Origin of the sequence: Buttiauxella cochleicola (genome assembly GCF_021283185.1) — a bacterium.
In the GTDB taxonomy this organism is placed as follows: domain Bacteria; phylum Pseudomonadota; class Gammaproteobacteria; order Enterobacterales; family Enterobacteriaceae; genus Buttiauxella; species Buttiauxella massiliensis.
This window is the reverse complement of the sequence record NZ_JAJSOS010000007.1, coordinates 90,652-110,363: the sequence shown is the minus strand read 5'-3', so window position 1 is coordinate 110,363 and position 19,712 is coordinate 90,652. Positions and strand designations below refer to the sequence as shown.

The 19,712-nt window shown below is 48.1% G+C and carries 28 protein-coding genes; 8 read left to right on the top strand and 20 right to left on the bottom strand.

Features of this window, described 5'->3' with window-relative positions:
* Positions 1-9: 9 nt before the first annotated feature.
* From fdxH to fdhE, 3 genes are read left to right on the top strand one after another with little or no spacing between them, the layout of a single operon-like run.
* Positions 10-915, top strand: a complete 906-nt coding sequence (gene fdxH, locus LVQ76_RS12465; protein WP_232863826.1) for a formate dehydrogenase subunit beta — start codon at positions 10-12, stop codon at positions 913-915.
* Positions 912-1,547 (top strand): formate dehydrogenase cytochrome b556 subunit, encoded by a 636-nt coding sequence (fdoI, locus tag LVQ76_RS12460; protein ID WP_232863825.1) that lies wholly within the window; start codon positions 912-914, stop codon positions 1,545-1,547. The genes fdxH and fdoI overlap by 4 nt, the downstream gene beginning before the upstream one ends.
* On the top strand, positions 1,544-2,473 hold the full coding sequence (gene fdhE / locus LVQ76_RS12455; RefSeq protein ID WP_232904825.1) for a formate dehydrogenase accessory protein FdhE: 930 nt from the start codon (positions 1,544-1,546) through the stop codon (positions 2,471-2,473). The genes fdoI and fdhE overlap by 4 nt, the downstream gene beginning before the upstream one ends.
* Before the next feature lie 32 nt (positions 2,474-2,505).
* Here the strand turns inward: fdhE and LVQ76_RS12450 are convergent, their stop codons facing one another.
* Both LVQ76_RS12450 and LVQ76_RS12445 read right to left on the bottom strand, forming a co-directional pair.
* Entirely contained in the window at positions 2,506-2,838 is a 333-nt protein-coding gene (locus tag LVQ76_RS12450) for a type II toxin-antitoxin system PemK/MazF family toxin (RefSeq protein ID WP_232921765.1), read from the bottom strand.
* The gene (locus tag LVQ76_RS12445; protein ID WP_083963253.1) at positions 2,839-3,093 is read right to left on the bottom strand and encodes an AbrB/MazE/SpoVT family DNA-binding domain-containing protein; all 255 of its coding nucleotides are present in this window, start codon (positions 3,091-3,093) and stop codon (positions 2,839-2,841) included.
* A gap of 282 nt (positions 3,094-3,375) precedes the next feature.
* On the opposite strand from LVQ76_RS12445, the gene LVQ76_RS12440 reads away from it, so the two are divergent.
* Entirely contained in the window at positions 3,376-4,284 is a 909-nt protein-coding gene (locus tag LVQ76_RS12440) for an alpha/beta hydrolase (RefSeq protein WP_232921764.1), read from the top strand.
* A gap of 87 nt (positions 4,285-4,371) precedes the next feature.
* Here LVQ76_RS12440 and LVQ76_RS12435 read toward each other — a convergent pair whose 3' ends face one another.
* The 8 genes from LVQ76_RS12435 to LVQ76_RS12400 form a co-directional block, all read right to left on the bottom strand.
* Entirely contained in the window at positions 4,372-4,932 is a 561-nt protein-coding gene (locus tag LVQ76_RS12435; protein WP_232921839.1) for an RNA polymerase sigma factor, read from the bottom strand.
* Between the two features lie 5 nt (positions 4,933-4,937).
* The gene (locus LVQ76_RS12430) at positions 4,938-5,414 is read right to left on the bottom strand and encodes a hypothetical protein (RefSeq protein WP_232921763.1); all 477 of its coding nucleotides are present in this window, start codon (positions 5,412-5,414) and stop codon (positions 4,938-4,940) included.
* 147 nt (positions 5,415-5,561) lie between these two features.
* Positions 5,562-5,939, bottom strand: coding sequence for a type II toxin-antitoxin system VapC family toxin (locus LVQ76_RS12425; protein WP_370640077.1), 378 nt, complete (start codon positions 5,937-5,939; stop codon positions 5,562-5,564).
* Positions 5,940-5,941: 2 nt separating this feature from the next.
* Positions 5,942-6,184, bottom strand: coding sequence for a ribbon-helix-helix domain-containing protein (locus LVQ76_RS12420; RefSeq protein WP_232863819.1), 243 nt, complete (start codon positions 6,182-6,184; stop codon positions 5,942-5,944).
* Positions 6,185-6,403: 219 nt separating this feature from the next.
* Positions 6,404-6,625 carry a YgdI/YgdR family lipoprotein gene (locus tag LVQ76_RS12415; protein WP_232863818.1) on the bottom strand — a complete coding sequence of 74 codons (222 nt, stop codon included), beginning with the start codon at positions 6,623-6,625 and terminating at the stop codon, positions 6,404-6,406.
* A gap of 172 nt (positions 6,626-6,797) precedes the next feature.
* Positions 6,798-7,157, bottom strand: a complete 360-nt coding sequence (locus LVQ76_RS12410; RefSeq protein ID WP_232921761.1) for a hypothetical protein — start codon at positions 7,155-7,157, stop codon at positions 6,798-6,800.
* 274 nt (positions 7,158-7,431) lie between these two features.
* On the bottom strand, positions 7,432-7,776 hold the full coding sequence (locus LVQ76_RS12405; protein ID WP_232921760.1) for a type II toxin-antitoxin system HicB family antitoxin: 345 nt from the start codon (positions 7,774-7,776) through the stop codon (positions 7,432-7,434).
* 90 nt (positions 7,777-7,866) lie between these two features.
* Positions 7,867-8,397, bottom strand: a complete 531-nt coding sequence (locus tag LVQ76_RS12400) for a hypothetical protein (RefSeq protein ID WP_232921759.1) — start codon at positions 8,395-8,397, stop codon at positions 7,867-7,869.
* Between the two features lie 132 nt (positions 8,398-8,529).
* On the opposite strand from LVQ76_RS12400, the gene LVQ76_RS12395 reads away from it, so the two are divergent.
* Positions 8,530-8,724, top strand: coding sequence for a toxin-antitoxin system HicB family antitoxin (locus LVQ76_RS12395; protein ID WP_232921758.1), 195 nt, complete (start codon positions 8,530-8,532; stop codon positions 8,722-8,724).
* Between the two features lie 23 nt (positions 8,725-8,747).
* Here LVQ76_RS12395 and LVQ76_RS12390 read toward each other — a convergent pair whose 3' ends face one another.
* From LVQ76_RS12390 to LVQ76_RS12350, 9 genes are all read right to left on the bottom strand, one after another.
* On the bottom strand, positions 8,748-9,572 hold the full coding sequence (locus tag LVQ76_RS12390) for a DUF2971 domain-containing protein (RefSeq protein ID WP_232921757.1): 825 nt from the start codon (positions 9,570-9,572) through the stop codon (positions 8,748-8,750).
* A 173-nt stretch (positions 9,573-9,745) separates the two neighbouring features.
* The gene (locus LVQ76_RS12385) at positions 9,746-10,558 is read right to left on the bottom strand and encodes a hypothetical protein (RefSeq protein WP_232921756.1); all 813 of its coding nucleotides are present in this window, start codon (positions 10,556-10,558) and stop codon (positions 9,746-9,748) included.
* A 512-nt stretch (positions 10,559-11,070) separates the two neighbouring features.
* Complete coding sequence (locus LVQ76_RS12380; protein WP_232921755.1) at positions 11,071-13,401, bottom strand: primase-helicase zinc-binding domain-containing protein; 2,331 nt, start codon at positions 13,399-13,401, stop codon at positions 11,071-11,073.
* An 11-nt stretch (positions 13,402-13,412) separates the two neighbouring features.
* The gene (locus LVQ76_RS12375; protein WP_232921754.1) at positions 13,413-13,736 is read right to left on the bottom strand and encodes a DUF5375 family protein; all 324 of its coding nucleotides are present in this window, start codon (positions 13,734-13,736) and stop codon (positions 13,413-13,415) included.
* Positions 13,733-13,990 (bottom strand): hypothetical protein, encoded by a 258-nt coding sequence (locus tag LVQ76_RS12370; protein ID WP_232921753.1) that lies wholly within the window; start codon positions 13,988-13,990, stop codon positions 13,733-13,735. Before LVQ76_RS12370 ends, LVQ76_RS12375 begins: the two co-directional genes overlap by 4 nt.
* A gap of 67 nt (positions 13,991-14,057) precedes the next feature.
* On the bottom strand, positions 14,058-14,495 hold the full coding sequence (locus LVQ76_RS12365; protein ID WP_232921752.1) for a hypothetical protein: 438 nt from the start codon (positions 14,493-14,495) through the stop codon (positions 14,058-14,060).
* 3 nt (positions 14,496-14,498) lie between these two features.
* Positions 14,499-14,798 carry a derepression protein gene (locus tag LVQ76_RS12360; protein ID WP_232921751.1) on the bottom strand — a complete coding sequence of 100 codons (300 nt, stop codon included), beginning with the start codon at positions 14,796-14,798 and terminating at the stop codon, positions 14,499-14,501.
* Positions 14,791-15,345, bottom strand: a complete 555-nt coding sequence (locus tag LVQ76_RS12355; RefSeq protein WP_232921750.1) for a host cell division inhibitor Icd-like protein — start codon at positions 15,343-15,345, stop codon at positions 14,791-14,793. Before LVQ76_RS12355 ends, LVQ76_RS12360 begins: the two co-directional genes overlap by 8 nt.
* On the bottom strand, positions 15,342-15,608 hold the full coding sequence (locus LVQ76_RS12350) for a helix-turn-helix transcriptional regulator (protein ID WP_232921749.1): 267 nt from the start codon (positions 15,606-15,608) through the stop codon (positions 15,342-15,344). The genes LVQ76_RS12355 and LVQ76_RS12350 overlap by 4 nt, the downstream gene beginning before the upstream one ends.
* Before the next feature lie 559 nt (positions 15,609-16,167).
* On the opposite strand from LVQ76_RS12350, the gene sid reads away from it, so the two are divergent.
* Genes sid through LVQ76_RS12335 form a run of 3 tightly spaced genes read left to right on the top strand, consistent with a single transcriptional unit; the run spans position 16,168 to position 17,735 of the window.
* Positions 16,168-16,905, top strand: a complete 738-nt coding sequence (gene sid / locus LVQ76_RS12345) for a capsid size-determining scaffold Sid (protein WP_232921748.1) — start codon at positions 16,168-16,170, stop codon at positions 16,903-16,905.
* Complete coding sequence (locus LVQ76_RS12340) at positions 16,902-17,141, top strand: ogr/Delta-like zinc finger family protein (RefSeq protein WP_064544248.1); 240 nt, start codon at positions 16,902-16,904, stop codon at positions 17,139-17,141. Before sid ends, LVQ76_RS12340 begins: the two co-directional genes overlap by 4 nt.
* 18 nt (positions 17,142-17,159) lie before the next feature.
* Positions 17,160-17,735: a phage polarity suppression protein gene (locus LVQ76_RS12335; protein WP_232921747.1), complete on the top strand. Its 576-nt coding sequence runs from the start codon at positions 17,160-17,162 to the stop codon at positions 17,733-17,735.
* Between the two features lie 284 nt (positions 17,736-18,019).
* Here the strand turns inward: LVQ76_RS12335 and LVQ76_RS12330 are convergent, their stop codons facing one another.
* Entirely contained in the window at positions 18,020-19,711 is a 1,692-nt protein-coding gene (locus LVQ76_RS12330; RefSeq protein WP_232921746.1) for an ORC-CDC6 family AAA ATPase, read from the bottom strand.
* Position 19,712 lies beyond the last annotated feature (1 nt).

Genomic DNA, 19,712 nt, shown 5'->3' with positions numbered 1-19,712 from the left:
AGACGAATTATGGCTTATCAATCTCAGGACATTATCCGTCGTTCCGCCACTAATGGCCTCACGCCCGCGCCTCAGGCGCGGGATCATCAGCAAGAGGTTGCGAAACTTATCGACGTCACCACCTGCATTGGCTGTAAAGCCTGCCAGGTGGCCTGTTCAGAGTGGAACGACCTGCGTGATGAGATCGGCAGCAACGTCGGCGTTTACGACAACCCGGCGGATTTAACCGCGAAATCGTGGACGGTTATGCGTTTCTCGGAAGTGGAGCAAAACGACAAACTGGAATGGCTGATCCGCAAAGATGGCTGTATGCACTGCGCGGATCCGGGCTGCTTGAAGGCGTGTCCGGCGGAAGGTGCCATCATTCAGTACGCCAACGGCATTGTCGATTTCCAGTCCGAGCAGTGCATCGGCTGTGGTTATTGCATCGCCGGTTGCCCGTTCGACGTGCCGCGCCTGAACCCGGAGGACAACCGTGTCTACAAATGCACCCTGTGTGTAGACCGTGTGACCGTCGGCCAGGAGCCTGCTTGCGTGAAAACCTGCCCAACCGGGGCGATTCATTTCGGATCGAAAGACGACATGAAAACCCTGGCGGGCGAGCGCGTGGCTGAGCTGAAAACGCGCGGTTACGACAACGCCGGTTTGTACGACCCGGAAGGCGTTGGCGGCACACATGTTATGTATGTGCTGCATCATGCGGACAAGCCGACGCTGTATCACGGCCTGCCGGAAAATCCGTCCATCAGCCCAACCGTGAAATTCTGGAAAGGTGTCTGGAAGCCGCTTGCTGCTATTGGCTTTGCTGCGACCTTCGCCGCCAGCGTGTTCCACTATGTGGGTGTCGGCCCGAACCGTGCCGAAGAAGAGGACGACAACTTGCACCATGAAGACGACGAGGTGCGCAAACCATGAAAAAACAAGTGACCATTCAACGTTACAGCGCACCTGAGCGTATCAACCACTGGGTGACCGCCTTCTGCTTCATTCTGGCGGCGGTGAGCGGGTTGGGGTTCTTCTTCCCCTCCTTTAACTGGCTGATGCACATTCTGGGTACGCCGCAGCTGGCGCGCATCCTCCATCCGTTCGTCGGTGTGGTGATGTTTGCCTCGTTTATCATCATGTTTTTCCGTTACTGGCACCATAATCTAATCAATCGGGATGATATCTTTTGGGCGAAGAATATTCGTAAGATCGTCGTCAACGAGGAAGTAGGTGACACCGGACGGTATAACTTCGGCCAGAAATGCGTGTTCTGGGCGGCGATTATCTTCCTGGTGCTGTTGCTGGTGAGCGGCGTGATTATCTGGCGTCCGTACTTTGCTCCTGCTTTCTCAATCCCGGTGATACGCGTAGCCCTGATGGTGCATTCATTTGCCGCAGTGGCCTTGATTGTGGTTATTATGGTCCACATCTACGCCGCCCTTTGGGTGAAAGGCACGATTACCGCGATGGTGGAAGGCTGGGTCACGACGTCCTGGGCGAAGAAACACCATCCGAAATGGTACCGTGAAGTTCGCCAGAAACAGGAAAAACGATCGGAATGAGTATTCGCATAATCCCGCAAGATCAGCTGGAGAAGAGCGACAAACGTACGGCGGAGATGATTCCGCCGTTACTGTTCCCTCGGCTGAAAAATCTCTATAACCGCCGTGCAGAACGCCTGCTCGAACTGGCGACGGATAATCCACTGGGCGATTTCCTGCGCTTTGCCGCGCTGATCGCCCACGCGCAGGAAGTGGTGCTTTACGACCACCCGCTGCAAATGGACTTAACGGCGCTGATTCAGAAGTCTTCTGAGACGGGCAAACCACCGTTGGATATTCATGTGCTGCCGCGTGACCCACACTGGCAGCGCCTGCTGAATTCACTGATTGCCGAGCTGAAACCAGAAATGGACGGCCAGGCATTAGCGGTTATCGAAAACCTGGAAAAAGCCTCTTCGCAAGAGCTGGAAGAGATGGCCACCGCGCTATTTAATTCAGACTTTGCGCTAGTTTCGAGCGACAAAGCCCCGTTCATTTGGGCTGCGTTGTCGCTCTACTGGGCGCAAATGGCGAGCTTGATTCCGGGCCGTGCGAAAGCGGAATACGGCGAGCAACGCCAGTTCTGCCCAGTTTGCGGCTCGATTCCGGTATCCAGCGTCGTGCAAATCGGCGGCACCAGTGGCTTGCGTTACTTGCACTGCAATCTGTGCGAAACCGAGTGGCATGTGGTGCGCATTAAATGCAGCAACTGCGAGCAAACCCGCGATTTGAACTACTGGTCGCTGGAAAGCGAACAGTCAGCAATTAAAGCGGAAAGCTGCGGCGACTGCGGCACTTACCTGAAGATCCTCTATCAGGAAAAAGACGCCAAAGTGGAAGCCGTGGCCGACGATTTAGCCTCGCTGGTGCTGGATGCACGCATGGAGCAAGAAGGCTTTGCCCGCAGCAGCATTAATCCTTTCCTGTTCCCAGGGGAAGGCGAGTAACAAATAGGCGGGGTGCTTTGCATCCCGCTGAACTATTCAAATAATACCTTCACTCTGGACAGCGCTTCTTCTGTCACTTCATCCGGTGCTTTTTCAATGAAACGCATTTGTCTGGCCCGGAAATCAATCGATTTCACATGATGGCAAATGATAACTCCCTGCGTGTGAGTTTCTGTCAGATGTACTTCAAACGCATTGCCACGAACACGAGATGTTATTGGTGCCACAATCGCCATGCCAGCCTTGCGGCTAAATTCGACTGGTGACAATACTAGCGCAGGCCGAGTTTTGGCTTGTTCGTGACCTGCGGCAGGATCAAAATCGAGCCAAACTAAATCGCCTCTATCAGGCATATAAAGACTCACCTAATCGATCTCCTTGCCAACAGGAGGAGAATTCAGCCACTCACGGTCTTCATCATCAAGCTCGAAACTTCCTTCAGGTGATTGGGCCAGTAACTCACTTAGCGTGTATATCGGCTTTGCGACTCGCAACATAATTCCTCCTTCAACGGCTTCAATATCCACTTTGTCACCTATTCTCATCCCAGCTTTCTCCAGAACAGCAGCAGGAATAATGGCCCCTGCGGAATTACCCCATTTACGAATCAGCGTTTTCACAATGATTACCAAATTAAACAATGTTTAAACTCATTTTAACACGATGGGTAAATCGCACAATGTTTAACCATCTACATTATTTACGGTATCTAATGTTGTTTTGTGAATGAGCTTGTCGGGTAATATAAACCGCAAAAAGCGTACTGTTATCTGCATTTTTCTGGTGGTTTTCATTTGTTCGAGGCGCCTTCCAGAATGCTGAAATAGTAAAAAAACTCGGTTCACGCGATCCCATAAATACGATATAACTGTTCATCCATACAGCATAAAAGGAATTCCTCTATGTCCCTCGAACCCGCAATCGCCGGGCTGGTTGATGAATTCATCGACTCTGGCCGTCCTTCTTCACGCCAACAAACATTTGCCGAACGCCGAGCCGGGTATATCGCCAGCACTGTTTTAGCGGGTGAAACTGAAACTCGAGTCGACGTGAAAGACATCTGTCTGAATGGGTGCACGTTACGCATATTTTCCCCGCTAAATGCCACCGGATCGCTTCCTGCCGTGATCTACTACCACGGCGGTTGCTTTGTTAGCGGTGGGTTTGAAACTCATGACAATCAGTTACGCCAGCTTTGCTATCACAGTGGCTGCCGGGTGGTTGCCGTTCAGTATCGCGTGGCACCAGAGCACACTTATCCGGCAGCACATGATGATGCTGAACGTGCAGCGGACACTATCTGGCAAGTGGCTGATCAGCTGGAAGTGGATCGTGAACGAATCACGCTCGCTGGCGACAGCGCTGGTGGGCACATTGCCCTGGTGACTGCCCTGCGCCTGAAAAGTGCGGGAAACTGGTTGCCTGCGCGGCTGATGCTGATTTACCCGATGCTGGACGCGACGGCGGAATCTGTCAGCTATCAGGAAAATGGCTACGACTACATCATCACCCGCGACACGCTGCTTTCCGGCTACGAAGCCTATATGCCCGATCTGGACGCAATGGATGATGAAGCCAGCCCATTATTTCGCGAAGATTTTGCAGGCTTGCCACCGGTGCATATCATCACCGCTGAATACGACCCCCTTCGCAATGAAGGCGAGGTGCTGCATGAGTGCCTGATGGACCAGGGCGTTGAGTCCACCTGCCAACGCTATCTCGGTGTGATCCACGGCTTTTTCCAGCTTGGTGGTATCAGCCAGGCAGCGCGCGACGCCATGCGTGATGTTGCGTGGCGGGTAGGTCAATAAGCTCAATCATCTCAATCAAGCTCTCGCACCACTCCGGTCAGTTATGCTGGCCGGGGCTATTGTTCAGAGAAACTCGATTCACCCGACTCAGCCTTCCGTTAGCTCATCATAAAGATTGCGAAGACGGGTTCGTAGATAAAGCACGGCCTTGTGCTTGCGGGATAACAGTGCCTGAACGCTAATGCCGGTTTCTTCTGCTAACTCTTTAAAGCTGTAGCCGTGTAGTTCGGTTTTCTCGAACGCTTCACGCTGCGCCACAGGAAGCTCCGACATCGCATCTTCCAGCTCATCCCAGAGCAGTTGACTCAAATATTTTTCTTCCGGTGACTGCGGCACGCCAAACAACGTTTCCGCGAGTTCGTCTTCAGGAAGAAAACCCTCATCGTCATCAGAATAATAGTCAGAAAGCGGAAGCTCGCGCTTTTTACGTGCCCTGTCGGTCATTTCATTACGTGCGGCGCGAAACAACCAAGCGGCGACGTTCTCCACCGGTTGCTCCACTTTCATCAACTGCCATGTCACTTCTTGCAGGATATCGTCTGCGTCATCACGTACCGGCGTGCGGCCAACGATAAAAGCTTTCAGCTTCGAGCGACACGCATTGAGCGCCAACATGACTCGAGAATGTCCTGCTGTCCCGGCTTTCATTACGGTCACTCAGCCTGCGTCGGTTTCTGGGCGTTATCTTCCGGTTTCTGACGGCAATGCTCATTCTCACCGTGCCGCTCATGGCTATCACCATGATGCTCATCGCGATGATGGCAATGCCCGCGACCATGACGCCAGAATCCACCGCGGCGCTGCTGAACAAACTGTTCGCGCTGCTCTGGTGTCATTTGCATCCAGCGTTCATGCATACGACGGCGCTCCCGGCCCATACCGAACATCCCAGGACGCAGCCCAAGACCGCCGAACAGAATACGGCACAGCACCAGCAAGCCAAGTGCCTGCCAGAAACCAATGCTTTTCACGCCGATAATTGCAGGCAACAGTGCGTTCCACAAAGACATCACCAGCAGGCTCAACGCTGCAATAAACACAATGCCGATTAGCAGTGGTTTAGCCATCGGATGACCACCGAAACCGTGGCCGCGCTCCCGGCCTGGTCCACGCATATCAAAATCTCTCATCGTTTTTACTCCTCATCAGATTAGTTAATTATTGCTTCTGATGAGGTAGACGAATGAGAAGTAGAAATATTGTCAGAAAAATGAAATTTTTTTGCGGGATGGAATGAAGGTGCGTTATCGGCAGCCGATGTTTTGCAATGTAAGGAGTTATTTATCCAGGGAATAAGGCAAAATAATGCCTGGCAGATCCTTAAAGTCTTTTGAATTTCGAGTGATGAGTTTCCTGGCACTGATTTGCGTACTGGCCAAAATAATTGCATCAGGTAATTTCATTCCATATTGCTGACGTAGCGCTACAGAGTGTTCTGCCACCGCCTGATTGACCGGCAAAATTTCAAATCCACTCAGGAAGTGCCGGGTCTGCTGCTCCTGATCGTGGTGTTTTGCCCCTGCCATGATTTCCATCCAGGTCACAATGCTAATTGACGGGGAATTACCGTAGCTTTCAATGGTTGCACGCGCTTGTGGAATCCCTTTCAGATAATCGATTAAAATATTGGTATCAAAAACAGCAGATTGCATCATCTTCACCATTTCTCGCGAAGTTTGCGTTCATATTCCAAACCATCAGGTGCATCTTCGCCCCAAAGACCAAATGCTTCTTTGATACTGGTTTGAGCCTGCCTTTCCAGATACTCCTCGACTGCTTCCCGTAAAAGCTCTGCTCGCGGTAAATTGCGTTTCTGTTTAAGGCTATCAAGGCGGCTGATTGCCTCATCAGACAGATCCAGAAGAATTCGTCCCATCATCTCTCCAAAAATCGTAGCCATATATCACCTCAATATATCATCCCTGTTTAATTTTTCACCTTTCTTGTGCGTAAATAATACACAGATCAATAGGGGTTATTAACACATTGATTTGGCGAGTTTTCGTTTTTACGAGCCGCATTCCAGAACGTTTACTTTCGGAGTTTGTCTGCCAGGAAAGGGAAATAATGGGGGATGAAAATACCAGCCAGCATGTACTGGCTGGTATAAATGGCAAAATCAGTCCTTCTTAATCATTTGCACGATTTGGTCGTCATTAATCTGGTGCTCGTTACCTTGCTGGTCGGTGTAACTAATCAGGCCAGTATCTGAATCCACTTGCGGTTTCCCCTGCGTCACAATCATATCGCCTGTTTTGGTCGACATAACGTAATCGCTCGAACACGCCGTGACCGAAAGCGCCACACCGCTTAACAGCAGCACTGCCATAAATTTTTTCATGCTGAAATATCCCTTTTAAATAAGAAGGGGATTCTACCTGTTGCGCTCAAGACAGATTGTTAAGGTGTATGACGAAGGGTTTTTGGAGCTATGGCGCTGCTTTGCTACAAAACAAAAAAACCGCATGGTTTTTCCATACGGTTTTTTTACCTGTTCAAGGTGTTAGCGCTTTTTAAGAGCTCAAATGAGCTTGTTTTCTACGCGCGACGTCGATATACAAAATGCTGGCAGCAAAGGATAAACAGGACGTAATAATTAGCACCAGAAGGTATGAAGTGACGTAGTTATATTCTTTGTCTAAATGGGCTAGCTGTTCTGATATCAGGTCGATGTTATCAATGGTGTAGCTCTTACAGGCATATAACCCGTACCAGAAAGCGCTGAAGGCAATCATGCAGGTGTAACAGAACCAGGTGAGCTTTTTATCTATGTATTCCAGATAAAATTTCGGGTCTGAGTAGGCGACTTTGAGAAGTCCAAAAAAACAGCCAAAGTAGATGCCAATCAACCACTTCAACACATCCCAATTCATAAAAACCTCTTCATTTGCTGCCTGCTTTATCAGGCATTAAAAAAGGGCTACGCATCACGTAACCCCTTGTTTTATTTCGTTTACGCCAGGTAAGTCTAACGGACTGATTCTTTTGCTTATGTGGCGGAAATAATATCGGCGCAGTATCTCACATGCTGCGGTGACAAAGAAGAGCGTGCAGGAGGCGTGTGGATGAAGGCGTTGCTTTAAAAAAATGGCGGATATCGCGAGCTAATCTGCCCTACAAAACCTGATTAATTCCTGGCACCGCTAATCACGCATCATGTTGCTTAATGATTAATTTTGCGCCCTGATTGAGTAACTGATTAATACGCTCGCCGCATGCCAGCGCGATAAGTTCAAGAGCTGCATGGTCTTCAGGCGTTAGACGAGCAGAAATCCTCCCGCTGTATGATTTATAAGGCTCAATGTTTTTTGCACGACATGTATCAAGAAAGAATTTCAGAGATTCGGCTCCCTCTGTTTTCAGTTCCTGCACACTATAGGCGTAAAAATCTGCACCGCCGTTTAAGGCAACGAACTCGCCGCGAAACATTTCAATGTCTGGGTCGAAGCTAAAAATGGCGGTGTGGCCGTCAATTTTAATAATGTTATTCATGGTTTGATTCCCGGACCAGTATTCGTTGGGTGGATAAGGGTCATCCACCGTTTTTGGCGAGTGACGCTGTACTTAACCGTCCTACAAAATCTAGTGAATTTCTGGCACTGCCTCGCCACTAATCATGGCCAGCCCACCATCGGTGCGAACAAAACGCGGCGTTTTCAAATCCTCGACCAGAAGGTTAATCAACTCGAACAATAAACCGGTGATCTGTTCTTCCTGCTCAGGCGACTGCTGGCGTTGCAGCAGCAAAATGGTGAGTGCGGAACAGTACTCGCGCAGAGTTTCGGAATCAGTTGAAAGCGGGCCGCGATAATTATTGGGTTCTGCCACATCCACCGTCAGGCGCTCGATTAAATGAGCGGGTAACGGTGTTTTTAGCGCAACTTTCAATACTTCAAGAGCGGCAAGCAAGCGCCCACACAATGCCATACGTTCGGTGTTGTCATCGTTTTCAATCAGCGCATCAACATAATGCTGGCAGGCGTCGAGCATCTGGAAGAGATCGTGCGTGGCACCGAGCGGGGTTTTTAAAAGCGTTGTGATTACGGATTCAATAACTGGTTGAGTGCACAGGATTTCAGTGCGAGCGGTTGTGGTAGAATTGGTGTTAGCCATTGCGTTATGTCCTTAACGTTAGTGGTGAGCCCCCGACTGGTACTCGTAATACCTTTCGGGGGCGTTTTTTTTCAGGTAACCCTATGATAGGGTGTGTACCTTAACGACTACACTATTCCTAAGGGTACATACATGTCAACGGTCAAATATGATACTAAACAGTCCGCTTCCGGTAAAAATCCTGCTTTTCAGATCAGGATCTCACCAGAGCTGAAAGCTCAGTTTGAAGTTGCAGCGAAAGATGCTGGTATGAGTTTAGGGAATTGGTTGAAGACGCTTGGACGGAAGGAATTAGAGCGGTTAGGGATTGATATTAAATATCCGTAGTTACTGATGCGCGATAGTTAAGTTCAATCGACTTCTACCGCGAATGTTAATTTAGATTTTTTAGCTTTTTTTATAATTACATGTGAATACTTTTTATTAGACATCAACGTATTATACATAGACTCTTCGAATTGATGAGTCACTTGGCAACCAAGTATTACTCTTTTTATTGATTCTGGAGGTAATGGATATAAATCATAAGTATTGTCTATTTTAGTCGTGGCATCCTTTTCCATTGCAAATATTCTCCACTCTTGTTCGTATTCCCACTCTTTACTTTTAACTAAGTAGTGCTTGGCAATATCATGTGAAATAGGATCGAGTTTTGGAATCTCATCCAAATAATCTACCTTTCTTAAATGTCCATACTCATCTTTTAAGCTTCTTCCTTTATGAAAAAAATCATTTTTTTGATCAAATTCAATTACAAATCCGGTGTGAGAGGATGCGTAATGAGCCCACATTAAAAGATTATTAGGCTTTTCGGTAAAACATAAGACTCTTGTTATTCTTATAAATTCTTCATTAAACTTGGTCAGACTTTCAGATGTTATACTAACTATATTATTTCTGTTTGCGTTAAATTTTGAGTTCAAAAATAGTTTAGTACTTTCAAGAACTAGTTTTTTATGTTCGGGAGTAAGGCTTTCAAGTAATAATCTCTGCTCCAAATTTAGATTTTCTATGATATTGAGGCTTTGAATACGTTCCTGCAGGTTTTGCATGAACCCGTCAAGGTCATATAAAGAATGAAACTCAAATGGATCATTAAATTGTCGAGGGTTATTAAAGCAAATTAAGTTATTTTGTAATACATCAATACGTTCCGGTGGAAAGTATTTGAACATTTTCTGTCCTTATTACTAATAATTTTTATGCAAAAATGGCGGAAGATCACAGGAGTTCTAAATCATATGTAGCATGTTGTTTTTATTGTATTATTTATTGTTTTAATTTTTGTGTTATACACATTGCTATACACATGAGATCACGACACAGTGTATAGCAATGCGGTACTAACTTAGTCCAGCTTGGTCACTACTTCATTCATTGTGTAGTGTACAAATTGTTTCCCCAGTTCGGTCAAAACGTAGGGTTTTGTGTTTTCAAAGGCTGACTCCATCGTTGAGGTTCCTTTCTTGACCTGCGTTGTTTGCCTTTGCTTGAGAAATTGACCATCTTCAGTGGTATTGCGTGCTTGCCTGATTACACCACCTGTAGATAAATCCCTTATTAACATTTTGTAGAGGTCGGCTTCTGCTGAATCTTCCCGTGGGATGCTGTCATGTAATTGCATCCATATATCATAACGAGTAAAACCAGGGTTTTGATATATTATTCGGATAACGTGGAAGTGAACTTCGTGGTAAATGTTTAGCCAGTCAATAAAAAGACGTATAATATCATCTGAACATATTTTTGAACTTACGGCATTAGTGATCATATTTGATACTAGCTGTCTTTTTTCTTCAGTATCAGCGTCGTTCCATACTCGGAAACTTTTACGAACTAAATCTAAATATTCTTCAGATTCAAGTCGATCATTTATATCTTCTCCAAGTTGCTCAAATCTTTTGGCAATAATGTTAAGTGTTGCATTTAAATTCTCGAGCTTTTTATGATGCTCTTCTAGCCATTTAGTTTGCAGTGAATTTAGTTTTATATTTCCTTCTTCGCTTTTAAAATTAGCAACAGCACCTAAGAAACCACCAATCCACGGAATGCTTCCTAAAGCGGCTAAAGCAAATTGTTCCGCTAATCTTTTTTTGTTCGATGGATTTAAACTATCTATTTCATTTCTGATATTAATGACATCGAAATTATCATCATCCATTTGAAAAGTTCCTGTTATCGCTTCGTCGAATTATCACATTAAACATATGGATATTTATCATGATCATTAATCTAACACTGAGACTCACATCAAAAATCAACTGTTCCATAGTCATGAGTCGCCTTTGTTGCAAAATTGTTGGTGTCTCAACTGATTTAACGCCATTTAAGAAAAAATCTTTTTTTCCATTTAACTGTTCACTCTGTTCACCATGTATTTTTGTTATTTAAAATCATAATGTTAGATGGTGATCGTACGGTGAAGGGTGAACAGTCCATTGTTCACCTTCTATGGAATGACCTGGCTCGAGGGGTTGTCGGGTTTCGATGCACCTGGATCATTTTCAGGAAAAAAACTTTTTTTTGGTTTAACTGTTCACTCTGTTCACCCTGCATTTTAATTATTTAAAATCATTATGTTAGGTGGTGAACAAACGGTGAAGGGTAAACAGTCGATTGTTCACCCCCACCATGTTCAGGCGTAAAAAAACCGGCTTGCGCCGGTTATGTGGGTTAAATCGCGAGGGTGTCATCGCACTTGGGTAGCCAGTCGGGATTGCTGTCCTCTGTCAGCATCAGGTTGGTCTGTGTTCCCTGTTTCGTGTGCCGCTTTTCATAGTCCAGCCCGTACTCCTTGAGCATCATCGGCAGTCCCAGCCCGAACATTTTCAGGCTCAGCACGTTCTTGTACCCGTTCGCCTCCATATAAGTGAGGTAGGCATGGTAAAGATAGTTACGGGGTTGTCGCGGGACGATATTGGCGTTACCCATAAACATGCCGTTTGGCTGTGCCAGCGCTTCGAGGTAGCCGCAGAAATCAAACACCGGATCGGCATCGCGCTTGATGCTGATCGCCTCGTCAGAGTTTTGCTGTGCCTGGAGCAAATTGCGCGCCGTCGCAGGCTGGCTGAACTGCTGCATAAGCTGGCGCACAATCACGGCCAGTTCCTGCGAGATTTTATTCCTGAGCTGCGGGTCGCGTTCCTCCGGGGCAATCTGCTCCGGGAAATGCAGAATAACCCGGCGACGGGAAACACCGCCGCTGCGGTCGGTAAAGCGCATCGGGTTATTGTTCACCGCCAGAATCACCGCCGGGATATGCGTCGAGTAGGCGTCGCGGTATTTCGGGTCGACCGAGACCGCATCGCCGCCGGTGATGGCTTTAATCCCCGCACCGTCACCGCTCCATTTCTCCTGGTCAGGGAGAATTATCAGCGAGTAGCCAATCACCGCCGCACGTTCGCGGGAGGATTCCAGCGTCTCGATGGTGGCTGAGGTGGTGTTGTCCTTCCCCGCGAGCATGGTGGCAATTTCGGCCATGATACTTTTGCCGCTGCCACCTGGCCCGGTCACTTCGAGAAAAAGCTGCCAGTCGTAGCGGTTCGCCAGCACCATAAACAGGGCGGCGAGAATAATGTCGCGTTTCTGCGCGTTCCGTCCTGCGGCACGGTCGAGCCACTGCCAGAAATGCGGCGCATCGCGCTCCAGCGTTTCACCGGCCACCGGCGGGGTGAAATCCACATCACACAGGGTGCGCAGCCAGTGCGTTTTGCTGTGCGGATTAAAGATGCCGCTGGTCGTATCGAGTACGCCGTTACGAAAACCGATTAAACGCCGTGCCGGGGCTTCATGCTGCGCGAGTATCAGTTTCAGGGTATCGACTACCGCCGAGATTTTCCCGGACGAGAAGCCTGCACCGATACGCTGGAACAATGCGGCCACATCGCGGGCAAACTGCGTGGACGGCAGCACTTTCCAGGCACCGGCTTCATAGCGGGAAATAATCTCGCCATTCGGGTCAACGGCCAGCGCATGGCCGTAATGCTCGCTGACACGCATCGCCTTTTCACTGGTACTCATGGCGGTAAATTCGGCCTCGCTCATCTGCTCAAACGGACTTGCCGCCGGTGTCCTGACTGCCTCGTTTAGCGCACTGCGGGTGGTCTCCTCGCCGTGCTGCATAAACGCATCATTCCAGTCACCAAATACCGGCGGCAGAGCGACAACGCCCTGACAGGCATTTGCAGCGGCTGCGGCTTTGGTCTGCCCGTCGCCGTTGAGGTCACGGTCGGCAGCAATGATGAGCTGGTGCGCCGGGTGGCGTTCCCGGACAAGGCTTGCCAGAGAAAGAAGGTTCACGGACGAGAGCGCCACCAGAACGGTATCGCCGGTGAGCTGGTTCACCGTCAGCCCGGTGGCGTAACCCTCCACTAACCAGAGCCGTTTTGAGGCGGTGTTTTTCCCCACGATGGTGTGGCAGGTGCCCTTCACCTGACCGCCTTTGAGCGTGCGTTTAGTGCCACCGGCGTTGATAAGCTGGAGGTTAACCAGTTCCCCCTCGGGGGTGTGCAGCGGCACAAGCACATCACCGGCGCGGTAAGTGATGGTTGCCACTTTATGCGTGGTGGTCAGCACCTGACAGGCCAGAGGTGCTAACCCTTTGCGGGTGAGATAGGCATTGCCGGTAGCCGTGCGGCTGGTCTCAAATAAACGGGTAGCCAGTGCCGCCGCTTCCTTCATGGTTTTCTCACTGTCCGGAGCAGTGGCGACTTCATCCGCTGGCACCGGCGGCAGATTGCCGGTCACGCTGTTGACCTGGCTTGCCGCTTCCGCAACCGACACGGCCAGCGCTTTTGAAACCAGGCTCAGGCCGTCACCGGCTCCGCATTGATTACAGAACCAGGTGCCGCGCCCGTCTTTATCGTCAAAGCGAAAACGGTCTTTACCCTGGCAGACCGGGCAGGGCTGATGCCGGTTAAGCACCACATTCACGCCCAGCGCCGGGAGGATGTGCGGCCACTGGCCTTTAGCGGCATTCACGGCTTCGGTAACTTTCATGTTCATTATTTTTTTCCTTACGGCTGCGCCGGTTGCGTTAAGTGACGGGTGCAAAGTTCATCCATGACGGCCAGCCCGAGAAACGACAGCGCCGGTGTGGTTTTCAGTGCGCCGCTTTCCAGTAAATCCTCCAGTAATGCGCAGGCAATTTCCCGGCCTTTCTCCAGTCCGTGCTGGCGCAGATAAAACCCCTCCAGCTCACCGGCAATGGCATCTTCCAGTGTGGTGAGAGTGAGTTGCGGATAACGTTGCTGTTGCTGGCAGATATTCAGCCAGGCACAGGCCACGGTGCGACGGTAAAGCGCTGCGCGCAGAACGGGTGAAAGTGGCATTCTTTTCATTGGTTTTTCTCCGGAGCCATCCAGCTCATGTGGCAGCGTTCGACCACGCCGTCGAGCTGGGTGGTCATCAGAAACAGCAGTGAAGCGAGTTGTGTCTGTTGTGCCGGGGGCTGTTTCAGCACGGTGCATTCCTGATGCTCCAGCAAATCACCGGCGAACTGGCCGACACGTAATAAATGTTCAAGGCAACGCAGGTCATCCAGCGTAATGGTGGCGTTAATTCCTGACGGGGTTACCGGCTGGCTGATCTTCATGATTCGGTCTCCTTGGGGTGTGCGAAGCCCTGTGCAGATACGCACATAATTTGAATGAGTGATTTAATTACAGGTAATGGCGGTAGCTGGTATCCGGCTCAGGGCGAGGAATATCACGCCACGAATACACCACCGGGATATTTTTTATTACCGGTTTATTCTCTTCCGGATAAATATCAATATTCCTTTCACGCCAGCGCTGTAATACCGGGTCATTCGTTATTATTTTCAGCACGGTATAGCGGTTCTCAGGGTTTCGCTTAAACACGTCAGGGCGAATACAGGTAAATTCCCGTAGGAAATGCCCGAGCGGTATTTCAATCACCTGCCCGTCAGACTCAATACGAATAAGGATGGTGTAAGGCTTGCGGAACGGGTTACAGACCATATCCGGGCAGCGGTAAGGCACATCCCACGGAATGCCATCGGCCAGAATACCCACCACCGTCACAGCGGCATAAATATCCGTGCGGTATTTTTCACCCGGCTGAGGAAAATCAAACATGGTTTATTCCCCGCCGTGTAATTCAGACAGACCACCCTGCGACAGAAATTCCTGGCACAGCCCTTTCGCTTTTAATTCCTCCAGCACAAAACTGATGTCCTCGTGCAGATAGCTGAATATCTGCGGAATATAGAGCTGGTGTAAGCCGCTCATTTCCCGGCGCTGTAAATCATCGCCGATAAACTGCGATACGGTACTGGCGCGGTTGAGTTTGTGGTACGCCTCGATACTCAGGTGAGCAATGACGGGTTTCTCGCTACCACGACGGGCAGAGACATTTTTAATGGGGGTTGCGTTATGCATGCGCCACCTCCGCAACAGGCAGACGGGCGGCAAAGGAAAGAATGTAATCACGGACAAGGGAAAGACGGGCGGCTTGCTCATCACCGGCGACGGTACGGAGCATGGAAACGCGGCTGGTACGTTCGGTGCGACGAACGGCGGCAAAGACAAAGACGAACTGCGGGTGAGTCGGGGCGAGGGTCGAAGCCATAAGGGCAACCTCCAATAAGTAGCTGATACAGCTATCACCGGAAACGCCAATTTCACTGGTGGTAGCCCGGACGAGGTTGGCGTAACCGGCCTTATTGGAAACCGGCCAGCCCGAAGGCTGCCCCGCCCGGGCCACCATTATCTGACAGGAACCACGGTGTAAAAACCATAGCCCGGAAAATGGGTAAGCCTGAGCAACGACGTAAAAAAACACGCATGGCGCGTGTCGTGTCGCCAATAAGTATAACAGGACGCCAATCCCGGCTGTCGATTTTGCGACAGCGGAAAAACTATAACCGCAAACCTGGAAGGGATGCAAGCCAGGGAAAGGGGCTTTTTGAAAACGGAGCTGATTCATGCGTCACATCCCCGGTTACGTTGTGCGATACGTTCGCCCATCCACGCTGTGACTTCTGACTGAAGCCAGGCGACATTTTTTCCGCCGAGGGAGACCTGTGCCGGGAACGCATTGCGGGCGATTAAATCGTAGAGCGTGGAGCGGGACAGCCCGCACTGGTGAATGACTTCCGGGAGTCGTAAAAAACGCTCCTGAGTCGGGGCGGAAACTGGCGGCAGATGCGCGGCTGGCGCGGAAGATGGTGCGGAAAAAGCGGTGTGCATAAAGCTACCTCATAACAGTCCATAGAGATCCGGTCGTGTCCGTCCGGCTTCGGGTAGCTCTCTATTTTGTGAATATTTTCACTGAGGGCAATGTTTGATTTTTCGAAAACAAACATTGACTTATTTCAAAGAAACAAACTGGCAAACACTGGCAATCGTAGGCAATACGGTGGAACAAAATGGCAAATCAAAGATTCCATATGGTTATATAAAAAAATATTTTATTTCAAATAAATCTAATGAATATCAAAAGCCATCACGCTGTCGAAAATAATCAGGGTGAACAGTGGTGAACAGTCGGTGAACAGTCGGTGAACAGTCAGACCTCGATTGTTCACCCTCTAATATACTGTATTACTTATCTTTTTTTTAAAGGTGAACAGAGTGAATAGTTAATAGTAAAAAAATAATAAAAGAGGGGGGTATGTTCCTGCGACCTTTCCTCTGGCAAGCCTGTTTTCAGGTCTGCTTGTGTCAGGGCTGGTACATCCACAACCGATCCTCTTGTTGTGTGGCGCACGGCAGAATAGCCACTCATTGAAATGACGGAGAGGCACTCATGACCCAGACCACAACTATTCCTGAATCCCTGAAAGCCGGTATGCAGCGTCTTGAAGCGGCAAAGGCGGCTCATCTTGAGAACGCCCGCAAAATTGATGAGACCGAAACGGCCATCAACCGTGCCCGCGAACAGAAATCGGAGCTGGAGCAGGAAAACGGTGAGGACACGAATAGCTGGCGCAACCTGTTCCGCGCTGGTGGTGCCGTGCTGACTGATGACCTGAAAAAGCGTCACATTGAACGTGTGGCACAGCGTGAGCTGGCACAGGAATGCGACAATCTGGCTCAAGTGCTGGAGTTTGAACGGGAAAAGCTAAAGGGAGCCTGTGATTCGACCGCAAAAGCGTACCGACAGGCTCATCTGTCCGTTTTGCGTGACTATGCCGAAGGTGAACTGAAACTGGCACTGGAAACTTCCTGCGGCGCACTTGTCCGGGCAATGAAGCTAAAAGGCCTGGTATTAGATAACCCCCTGGCTAACAACACCGGTCATCAGGGCTACGTCGAACCGGATAAAGCGGTCATGCATCAGGTCACCCTGTTTCTTGAGCAGAAAATCAGTGGGTATAACCTGCGTCTTACCGACGAACCGGTGCTCTACAAAACCGGGCTGTCATCCCTGACGCTGCCACATATGGATCATAATGTGGCGGGTACGCCATTCGCCAATAAGGCATTTTACGAGCGCATGCAGCAACTGGAAGCGCAGCTCAAGGCGAAAGGGTTACTGTCATGATGCACTGTCCGTTCTGTAAAACCTCAGCCCATTCCCGTTCAAGCCGCTATCTGTCTGACAGCGTCAAGCATCGCTATTACCAGTGCCAGAATGTGCTCTGCTCTGCGACCTTCCGGTCGATGGAATCGGTTGAGTCGATTATCCGCCAGCCGGTGGCCAGTGATGAGCCTGATGATGATTTTATTCAGGCTGAAATGGATAAAGAGCCGAAACAGCGACCATCAGCGACACAATGACCAGGCGGGGACGAATCAATGAGCGACACACCATTACAGCAGGCCTTTGCAGTGTGTCAGGCGAATAAAACAGCCTGGCAGAATAAAAAAGATGAGCTGGCCGCAGCAGAGACGGAACTGGATGAACACCTCGCACCGGGAGCACCCCGGAAGGCAGAGAAAATCCGCTACCTGAGCGAATACATCGACATTAAGCAGTGGGAAATTACCTGTGCGGCTGGCCGCTATATCCGTTCACATGAAGCGGTGCAACACATCAGCATCGGGAATGCCCTGGGTGCTTTTATGACGCAGAACGGGGCTGCACTGGTCAATACACTGGCACCGGAATTAATGGGTATTAATCAGTTTCCTGCGGCAGTCAGAGAGCTGGCGATACGACGAGCGACGCATTACATCGGTGAAGCCCTGCGGGGCTATCTGACCACGAGTCAGGAAATCAATTACACGGCTGAAAACAACGACATTTTAACGGCCATCGGATTCAGGCCTGATGCGGCTTCCCGTGTTGATAATCAGCAAAAATACACACCGGTACAGAACCGTGTTTATGCGCACCGACAGGCAGAACTGAGCCAGCAAAACCCCGATTAAAATACGCCAAAAAATACTGCTATTTAATTCAATTAAACCATGCATTACGGTGCATGGTTTTGCATGTAAAACCCCGTATTTTTCACACCTCAACACCCCAGAGCTGGCACGGCTCCGGGGTGTTCATGCATATGCATTAAAACCCACCCATGAAGCGGGCAGGCGTGGCGGGGATAGCATTGCGCGCGGAGTAAATTATTTAATTTGTTGTAGATAACTGCCCCAATGAGGAGCAGTAGAGGCTTATTCAAATTATCGCCGGGGTACAACTTGGGCATAAGTAATCATGTGATTTTTTCCCAACAGTTATTACAAACATTTTGTTTAATATAAACTGGATGATTTACATCAATTGCTTGTTTGCAATTGGGATTAGGACAATAGAAAGCCTCTCCGATATTAATTAAAAATCTTTGGAAGAAATCTTTTTCAAGAGATATACGTCTTATAGCTCGTAAGTCCTTTACGTTTAAATCTCCTTCCATCAAAGATTCTAATTTACTTTTTGCTATGTTTAGAGAGTTGTAGCATCCATAATCAACAGAGTATACGTTGTAAGAAATCCCTGCGTGATCTTGATGGGAATATCCATTCTTTCTCAAGTGTATGACTCTGAAATCAATTAAATTCTGAATGTGTTTGTTATTGGAATACTCCTCTGGAATCAAGAAGTGCATTGACTTCTTCTTATGAACAACCTCTTTGACAATCTCGGTCAACAAGACTCTTTCTGTTGGGTTCTTATCAACTTGGTCTTTTTTATCCTTTTCATACCACTCAGAGTTGGCAGCCCTCATACATTTAACATTTATTCTTTTAGCAGAAGATGTTGACGATAATAAAAATCTGTCATAACTGTTTAAAAACAAATTAATAAAGTCTCGAGGGATTCCTGCACAAGCGACAAGTATTTCATTCAGTGCAACGTTAGCAAAAAGTAGGTTGATGAAGCTTGAAGAACTACTTTTTCCATTGCTAATAAAATTATCAATGGTTTCTTTATCGATGGATGTTAAGTGGCGATATAATAGGTCATTAAAGAAATCCCGTGTTTGAGTCTTGTTTACTTCAAAAACATACCTTAAATCAAGATGATAGCCAAATATATCGCCACCGTCCTCTAAGCCTATGAATTTCTTTTCACTTTTATGACCTAGTGCTGTTCTGTTTGGTATGGCTGCAATTTTCAAATAAACATTTATTGCTGAAAAGGTTTTTTTCAAAATTTCAGCAAGAGAGGGTTGTATATCACTGCTAAGTTCTGACCACTCATCAATTAATAACATTATACCATTCAGATTTAACTCTTTTAATAAATTTTCTAAAGAATTTGTAATGTCTAAAATTGAAATGTGTGAGCGATGTGATGTCTCTTTTGTTGTTTTTTGATTGTTGCCAGTGCCAAGTGTAATTCTAGGGTCTCTTGATATGTCTAGACCTGTATTTAAAGATCGAACTTCCTCTTCAGAAACTTTCAAATCTGTGGATTTTCTTAATGTACGACCTTCAATCTCTAAATAAATTTTAGAGAAGTAATCGGTAACTAGTTTTCCATTGATATCTTTTACTAACGATTTAGAACTATCGAACTCATTAACATCAAGGATAAAATTAAGGTTCTCATATAAACTATATGAGATCTCCCCCATGATGTATTTAAAGATAAGTATAGCATCTACGTCGGCTAAGCCATCAGATGATAATAGTGGAATAATTCTTCTTAAATCTAAGTAAATAGGGAATATGCGCTTTTCTTGAAATTCTTCTGAAATAACCTCGGCAAGTGCTTTAAGGAGGTGTGTCTTACCTGATCCTCTCCGGCCATAAATAACACTGTTCATGATGTTCTTTATGTTACTGATATTTTCATATCCAGAGTAAATTTCTAAAAAACTTCCATAGCTTATTCTTTCAGCTCGGATGTTATTAGCAAGAGATTTGATAACTTCCTGTAGCTTTTCATCTGTTAATTTCATT

What these genes read in the sequence shown, in the direction of transcription:
- fdxH (WP_232863826.1), top strand. Translation starts at nt 10, where the DNA reads ATGGCTTATCAATCTCAGGACATTATCCGTCGTTCCGCCACTAATGGC.
- fdoI (WP_232863825.1), top strand. Translation starts at nt 912, where the DNA reads ATGAAAAAACAAGTGACCATTCAACGTTACAGCGCACCTGAGCGTATC.
- fdhE (WP_232904825.1), top strand. Translation starts at nt 1,544, where the DNA reads ATGAGTATTCGCATAATCCCGCAAGATCAGCTGGAGAAGAGCGACAAA.
- LVQ76_RS12440 (WP_232921764.1), top strand. Translation starts at nt 3,376, where the DNA reads ATGTCCCTCGAACCCGCAATCGCCGGGCTGGTTGATGAATTCATCGAC.
- LVQ76_RS12435 (WP_232921839.1), bottom strand. Translation starts at nt 4,932, where the DNA reads ATGAAAGCCGGGACAGCAGGACATTCTCGAGTCATGTTGGCGCTCAAT.
- LVQ76_RS12430 (WP_232921763.1), bottom strand. Translation starts at nt 5,414, where the DNA reads ATGAGAGATTTTGATATGCGTGGACCAGGCCGGGAGCGCGGCCACGGT.
- LVQ76_RS12425 (WP_370640077.1), bottom strand. Translation starts at nt 5,939, where the DNA reads ATGATGCAATCTGCTGTTTTTGATACCAATATTTTAATCGATTATCTG.
- LVQ76_RS12420 (WP_232863819.1), bottom strand. Translation starts at nt 6,184, where the DNA reads ATGGCTACGATTTTTGGAGAGATGATGGGACGAATTCTTCTGGATCTG.
- LVQ76_RS12415 (WP_232863818.1), bottom strand. Translation starts at nt 6,625, where the DNA reads ATGAAAAAATTTATGGCAGTGCTGCTGTTAAGCGGTGTGGCGCTTTCG.
- LVQ76_RS12410 (WP_232921761.1), bottom strand. Translation starts at nt 7,157, where the DNA reads ATGAATTGGGATGTGTTGAAGTGGTTGATTGGCATCTACTTTGGCTGT.
- LVQ76_RS12405 (WP_232921760.1), bottom strand. Translation starts at nt 7,776, where the DNA reads ATGAATAACATTATTAAAATTGACGGCCACACCGCCATTTTTAGCTTC.
- LVQ76_RS12400 (WP_232921759.1), bottom strand. Translation starts at nt 8,397, where the DNA reads ATGGCTAACACCAATTCTACCACAACCGCTCGCACTGAAATCCTGTGC.
- LVQ76_RS12395 (WP_232921758.1), top strand. Translation starts at nt 8,530, where the DNA reads ATGTCAACGGTCAAATATGATACTAAACAGTCCGCTTCCGGTAAAAAT.
- LVQ76_RS12390 (WP_232921757.1), bottom strand. Translation starts at nt 9,572, where the DNA reads ATGTTCAAATACTTTCCACCGGAACGTATTGATGTATTACAAAATAAC.
- LVQ76_RS12385 (WP_232921756.1), bottom strand. Translation starts at nt 10,558, where the DNA reads ATGGATGATGATAATTTCGATGTCATTAATATCAGAAATGAAATAGAT.
- LVQ76_RS12380 (WP_232921755.1), bottom strand. Translation starts at nt 13,401, where the DNA reads ATGAACATGAAAGTTACCGAAGCCGTGAATGCCGCTAAAGGCCAGTGG.
- LVQ76_RS12375 (WP_232921754.1), bottom strand. Translation starts at nt 13,736, where the DNA reads ATGAAAAGAATGCCACTTTCACCCGTTCTGCGCGCAGCGCTTTACCGT.
- LVQ76_RS12370 (WP_232921753.1), bottom strand. Translation starts at nt 13,990, where the DNA reads ATGAAGATCAGCCAGCCGGTAACCCCGTCAGGAATTAACGCCACCATT.
- LVQ76_RS12365 (WP_232921752.1), bottom strand. Translation starts at nt 14,495, where the DNA reads ATGTTTGATTTTCCTCAGCCGGGTGAAAAATACCGCACGGATATTTAT.
- LVQ76_RS12360 (WP_232921751.1), bottom strand. Translation starts at nt 14,798, where the DNA reads ATGCATAACGCAACCCCCATTAAAAATGTCTCTGCCCGTCGTGGTAGC.
- LVQ76_RS12355 (WP_232921750.1), bottom strand. Translation starts at nt 15,345, where the DNA reads ATGAATCAGCTCCGTTTTCAAAAAGCCCCTTTCCCTGGCTTGCATCCC.
- LVQ76_RS12350 (WP_232921749.1), bottom strand. Translation starts at nt 15,608, where the DNA reads ATGCACACCGCTTTTTCCGCACCATCTTCCGCGCCAGCCGCGCATCTG.
- sid (WP_232921748.1), top strand. Translation starts at nt 16,168, where the DNA reads ATGACCCAGACCACAACTATTCCTGAATCCCTGAAAGCCGGTATGCAG.
- LVQ76_RS12340 (WP_064544248.1), top strand. Translation starts at nt 16,902, where the DNA reads ATGATGCACTGTCCGTTCTGTAAAACCTCAGCCCATTCCCGTTCAAGC.
- LVQ76_RS12335 (WP_232921747.1), top strand. Translation starts at nt 17,160, where the DNA reads ATGAGCGACACACCATTACAGCAGGCCTTTGCAGTGTGTCAGGCGAAT.
- LVQ76_RS12330 (WP_232921746.1), bottom strand. Translation starts at nt 19,711, where the DNA reads ATGAAATTAACAGATGAAAAGCTACAGGAAGTTATCAAATCTCTTGCT.